This is a genomic window from Geomonas sp. (assembly GCF_056994735.1).
Window position 1 is genome coordinate 1 of record NZ_JBXKJL010000194.1, and the last position, 6,334, is coordinate 6,334.

A 6,334-nucleotide genomic window follows, 5' to 3' on the forward strand; every position below is an offset into this window, starting at 1 on the left:
TCTGCCACCGCGTTGTAGGTGGTGGTGTTCTCGCGGGTAGCGTGGCAGGGGATGCAGACGTTGGACTCGCCTACGTTGTCATAGCTGATCGCGCTGATGACGCCCAGGGAGCCGACGTTGACGGTGCGGATGCTGGTCTTCCAGGTGGTGCTGCTGTGGCAGGCGTTGCAGCCGAGGACCTGCTTGGAGGTATCGGCGGTGGTGCCCCAGGCAGCGGTGTTGGTGAAGTTGCTGTTGACGGCGGTTACGAAGCCGTTGGTGGTGTGGCAGGCTACGCAGTCAGTCCTGGTCTTGAAGTCGTAATCGGTCCAGGCCAGACCGTTGATGTCGCCGTGTGCGGACTCGGCGTACTCGGTGGCGAGGCTCGGTTTCGCGCCGGCTACAGCAGCGTTCGGGAAGGCTGCGGTGGAGAAGCTGTAGCTCGGGCTGTCGGTGCCGTGGCCGATACCGTGGCAGTAGTTGCACTGGGTACCGGGCACCACGAACTGTGCCTGGGTGAAGGTCTGACCAGGAACCTTGGCAGCGGTGGTGTTGTAGTGCGGAGCCTGCTCTACGCCCGGGATGGCTTCGCCGTTGGCGACGTTAGCGGTGCCGAAGTGGCAGCCCATGCAGCCCGGGTCGTTGGTGAAGCTTGCTGCTGCAGCAGCGTCAGCCGCGGTGATCACGTTACCCTGTGCCACGGAGCTCAGGGCAAGGATGGTGTTGGCGGAAGAGCTGTTCATGATGCCGTCGTCGAGGTAGTCGATCGAGTCAAAGATCAGGCGACGAGCGTACGACGGGTTGTGGGCATAGGCGCCCTTGTCGGCGATGGAGAAGAGGTACCAGTTGAACCAGGCACCGATGTTCTTCTCGGCAACGACGTTGTCCTTGGTGCCGAGGCTCATGTCCTTGGCGGTACGCTCGGGCAGCGGGTTGATGCCGTCTTTGGTGATGCCTTTCTTCACGAGCATTGCGCCGAGAGCCTTGACAGCTGCATCGAACTCGGCTTTCTTGGCGTCGACGTCGGCCTGGGTGAACTCGGCCGGGTGGCACTTGTAGCAGGTGTTGGTGAAGGAAGCTGCGGTGATCTCCAGCGAGTGGGTAGCGTCGGAAGACATGTGGCAGGCGACGCAGGAACCCTGGGTGATGCCGGTGTTGTTGTAGCCGGTGGAGCCGCCTGCTACGTAGTTACCGATCCTCTGGTGACGTGCGCGGTCCTGGTAGCCGTCGGCGGAGGTGAACTCGTAGCCGCCCTTGCCGTAGAAGATTGCGGCAGGCTGTGCTGCGTGCGGGTACATTGCGGAACCGACAGAGTACTGTTTGAATGCCGGAGCGGCGAACAGGTCCTTGATCTCCTGACCGGAAGCGCGCTGGCTGTGGCAAGGCATGCAGAGGTTCGAGTTGCGGTTGTCGCCCAGCTGGATCGAGGTCACGATCTTCTTCTTGGCGATGGTGGCGGTGGAGTAGCCCCACAGAGCAACGTAACCCTTGGTGCCGTGGGAAACGGTGGTGTAGCTGGCCAGACGCAGGCCCTTGCCGGCGTAGCCTTCAGCAGCCCTGTTGTCCGGGTTGAGGTGGCAGGCATCGCAGGTCAGCGGGGAGCTGGCCTTGGAGACGCTGTTGTCAGCAAGCCTGACCTGGTTGATGTTGGTGAAGCCCGACTCTACGAACTGCTTGAAGCCGCGAGCGCTGTGGCAGCGGATGCAGTTGGTTTTCTGCGGGGACTGCTGGAAGTTGACGCCGTCGGAGCCCTGAGCGTTCCAGGTGTGGCCGGCATCGGATTTCCAGGGTACTGCCAGGGTGTCGCCGTGGCCGCCTTCGGCCCAGCCGGCGTTGATCACGTTGTTGTGGCCGTGGCAATCGGCGCAGGTGGCGCCGTCGGTGGTGATGAAGGAAGCGATTGCGCCGAACTCGGTGTCGGGAGCGCCGAAGTGCGGAGCTTTGCCGACCATGTTGGAGCTGTAGATGCTGTAGGGGCTACCCGGCTTGTGGCAGGAGTTGCACCCTTCGTAGGAAGCCTCGGTGGAGTGCGCGTCGTGGCAAGCCACGCAGGCCTTCTGGTCCATCTGGTAGTACAGCTTGGCATGTGCGCCGGTGTTGTGGCTGGAAGCCAGGAAGTTGGTGGTGGTGGCGCCGTGCTTGGAGCCGGAGTGGCAGACGAAGCAGGTGTTGGCGGCGGTAGTGGCGCCAACCGCCATGCCGGTGGCGGCTGCATTGACCAGGGTGGTGCCGCTGAACTGACCGGTAGCGTGGCAGGTAGTGCAGGCAGCCGCGTTGGTCTGGGACTTGAAGTGGCACTTCGCGGAGCAAGTGACGAGGGTGCCGTTCTCTTTAGTCGTCCAGCTCTCGTTCGGGTTGATCTGGCCTGCAACTTCGCCGCCAGTGAACTCGGAACCGTACTCGAAGGTGTTTTTCCAGTGCTTGCTGTTGGTGAAGCCATTGACAATGGCGGCATCCCTGCCACCGTGGCAGGCAACGCAGCCGTTGTAGACGGCGACGGAGCCGTCAACTTTGAAATTGACGGTCGATTTGTAGCTGGTGGAAGCGGTGGTAGCGGTGATCTCGGCGGTGTAGATGCCGTTTGCTGCCGGGACGAAGTCGGCAACCTTCGGATCGGTGTTGCGGGCGGCAACGGGAGCACCGTTCACGGTGAAGCTGTAGCTGATGATCGGCTCGTTGGCGGTTGCCTGACCGGCCAGGGTAACCGTCTGGCCTGCGGTCATGGCCCCGCTGGCGGTGACCGAAGCTTTACCGATGGGGTCGACCACGAAGGTCGCTGCCAGGGTGTGGTTAGCCGAGATGGCGGTGAAGGTGTAGGTGGAAGCCAGGGCGACATCCACGCCGTCGACCTTCAGCGCGCTCAGCTTGTAGCCGGCGTTCGGGGAGATCTTGAAGGTGTAGTCCTTCCCGTACTCGAGGGCGTTGGTGGCGGTCCCGGTGAAGGCCGGGGTGATGGCGCCGCTGCCGGTGAGAGACGGGGTGACGGTGTACTTGGTCGCCGTGAAGTAGGCGGCGACATACTGCGTGGCCGACTTCTTGGTGATGGTGACGGTGTTGGCGACGGTCGGATCGGCTGCGGCCGGCACGGCAATGCCGTTGATGCGGACCGAGGAGATTTTCTGACCGGTGCCCGGAGCCACAACGAGGTCGACCGAAGCTACGGTGTCGGCATAGGCTTTAAGCCCCTGCCCCCCGTTGGTGATGGTCCCAGGACCTGATGTCGACGTTGATATGTACCACGTCGCATTCGCCAGCGCAGGCACGGCGAACATCAGGGTGAATATCAATAGAAGTTTCCTTAACATTTGAACTCCTTTCATTGTAAGTAATCATCACACGTACTGCTGGTGCCAGTCCGAAAAGCTTACTTGAGGTGGCAGGTGGTGCAGAAGTCGGAGTTGTTGTTGTCGCCGAGCAGGAAGTAGTTGCGAGTGGCGCCGGGAAGGGAATTCGCTACGTTGTCCTTGTTGTGGACGTCGTGGCAGGTAGCGCAGGTGAAGAACCCGTCGGTCAGGCCGTCGCCGATGAGTTTCGTGCCGCCCTTGAACTGGACGGTGGCGTCTGCCAGATCGCCGGGGTGTGCGGCCAGGGCATCGTCATATTTGAACCCGATCGGGTGATCGTTGCCGAGGCTGGCTGCGCCGTTGGCATCCTTGAGGCCGATCGCAGTGCCGCCGAAGCCGTCGTTATCGAGCTTGTTGTTGACGAGGCCGTTGTTGTAGTGCTCGTCCACAGCGATCACGCCGTCGTGGCAGCTCATGCAGAGGATGGTCACACCGTTGAGGGACCTGTCGCCACCGACCTTGACCGTGGGAGTGAAGTAGGCGTTGTAGTTGACCTGGCTGGTGAGGGCGTGGGACCACAGCGGGAGGTAATCCGCGATGCCGCCGGTGTTGTCAGCCAAGGCGTGGTGCGGGGTATGGCAGAATGCGCAGACGCGGCCTTCGGTGTCCTTGGTGGTCTCCTGGTAGGAGTTCATGTTGTGTTTGGAGGCGACGACACCGGCTTTGGCTACGTTGGTGCCGGTGAAGTTCAGGGCGGCGAAAGCGGTTGATGCGGCCAGCACGGACGCGATGGTTACGGCGGTCAATACGGTCTGCTTTTTCATTTCCTTCTCCTTTTTGGGTTTGTTTTGTTAACTCCATTCCTGCTAGCATTCTTAACTCTTTTTAATCATTCCTCTTCTGTAGCTACTCCCCCCTTTCCTCATTGGCATCTGCGCGTTCCGCTTGCTTAAGACGTACGCATTAAAATGGTATTGTCTTACGCCAGCAATAGCAGTGCCCAATATTACATTTGCACTTCACAAAAATGACATTTCCGTCATTATTATAAAGCGCTAATATTTTCTTGAGATAATTTTTCGCAATTTTAAGAGCTTTTGTGGGGAGGGCTATGCCAGTGGTGAGACACTTAGGTTGAAAGAAGGATTAGAACTTTCTTATTTTACCGCGTTCACGGATCTGCTTTCGGCCATTACGCGACGTCTCTAGCCATAACACCGCCACTTGACCGGAAAGGGCAGAGCCAGTTGGTGATTTTTTATTACATTAGCTGATACCAATTAAATCGAATTAGCCTAGCCAAATAGTGACTGCGCGATGAGCGACTGCAGGAAGATGTCAGGAAAGGTCAGGAAGGAGTTAGGAAGGGTCTGGGGAAACTGTGCTGCGGGCAAAAAAAACTGATTAGTACCAATCTGCGCCAGCTTCCAAAACTGTCATTCCCGAAGCGATTCTGATCGGGAATCCAGCTCCTACACGACGGGAAATCTGGATACCCGATAAGGGCATTCGGGGATGACAATCTCGTAGATTATTCAGCAAGGCCGGCCGGGAGGCCGCGCCAGCGGTCACTGCCCCTGCTGCGACAGCTGCTGCGCCCGCTGCAGGTTGAATACGAAGGCGGAATTGGCCGGGTCGAGGCAGGCCGCGGAACGGAAGAAGGCGACCGCCTGTTCCATCCGTCCGGTCTCGCCGTAGATCAGGCCGATCTTGTTGTAAGTCTCCGGGTTCCCCGGCTTTAGCTTCAGGGCCAGGAACTCCTCGGCCAGGGCCTGATCCTTGCGGCCGGCGGCACTGAGGGCCTCGCCCAGGTTGGCGTGCGCCTCCGCGTAACTTGGATCCCGCCGCACCGCCTCGCTCAGTTCGGCTACGGCCTGCTCGTGCATCCCGCGCCGCTCATAGATCACGCCCAGGATGTTGTGCGGCTTGGCGGCAGCAGGATCGAGCCTGCTGGAAAGTGTGGCCTGATGGAAAGCATCGCGCAGCCGCTCCTTGCGCTGCAGGGCCAGGGCCAGGTTGTAGTGGGGCCTCGCCTTCTCCGGTGACTTGTGCACCACGTCCTCCGCCAGGGCCACGGGGTCGCCCCAGACCTGGTTGCGCATGAAGGTCGCCGAGGCCAGAACCGCGATGATCACGCCGGCGCCGACGGCTAGCCGTCGGGGTGCGACGTTGCGGCAGGAAGAGACGGCGAAGGATGCTATTGCCAGGAAGGCGCCGACCGACGGCAGATAGAGGCGATGCTCGAAGATCACGTCGGCGATCGGGATGAAGCTCGATTCCACCGAAAGGGTGATGAAGAACCAGGCGATGCCGAAGGCGGCCAGACGCGCGGCATGTAGCGAGGCGGGCGAAACCGGTGCCGGGGGCATGGCGGCGGATCTCGACCTGTAATAGAGATAGCCGCCGAGGCCGGCTATGGCGAGCAGCAGGAGGAAGGAGAGGCAGACCTGCGGCGCGAAGAAGGAGTGGTACACCGGGTAGTCGTAGTCGAGGTTCTGATTGACCGGGAAGATCAGGAGCCTCAGGTAGGTGACGATCACCCTGAACTGGGTGAAGAGGTAGTCGAGCCGGGGGATGGAGGTCTCGACCCGGGTTCTTTCGGCCACGTCGGAGATCAGCTCGCCCAGCGACTTCCCGGTGCCCAGCAGGCTGACCGGCACGATCAGCACGGTGAGCGCCACCGGGAGGAGGAAGATGATCTTCTTTCGCAGGGTCATCCTGAAGAAGGAGAACTCGTAGAGGGCCACCACGAAGGGGAGGGTGAAGGCGATTTCCTTGGTCTTCATGGCCAGCCCGGCGGCGGCCAGGGCGCCGAGGTAGCAGCAGAGCGGCAGCAGCCGGCGCCGCACAGTCGAGGAGCTCTGGCCGGCCGAGGGAGACCCCGAGGCGGATAGGGATTCGGTAGCCAGTCGGGCCTTGATGTAGAGCACCAGGGATAGGAGGTAGAACATGGCGGCCAGCGAGGCCACCCGCTGGATGATGTAGGTGACCGCCTGGGTCTGCACCGGATGGACCACGAAGAGGAGCGCGGCCAGGAGGGGGAGGCAGCGGGCCCACCCGCTTCCCTCCTG

The 6,334-nt window shown here is 61.0% G+C and carries 3 protein-coding genes; all 3 read right to left on the bottom strand.

Annotated features, from left to right (window positions below; translation table 11 throughout):
* Positions 1-3,284, bottom strand: a 3,284-nt coding sequence (locus tag AC11W3_RS08680; RefSeq protein ID WP_484092844.1) for a cytochrome c3 family protein, incomplete at its 3' end; no start/stop codon positions are given.
* Between the two features lie 59 nt (positions 3,285-3,343).
* A complete protein-coding gene (locus AC11W3_RS08685) occupies positions 3,344-4,087 on the bottom strand; it encodes a hypothetical protein (RefSeq protein WP_484091385.1) in 744 nt (247 codons plus the stop codon).
* A gap of 744 nt (positions 4,088-4,831) precedes the next feature.
* The coding region (locus AC11W3_RS08690) for a tetratricopeptide repeat protein (RefSeq protein ID WP_484092845.1) at positions 4,832-6,334 on the bottom strand (1,503 nt) is incomplete at its 5' end.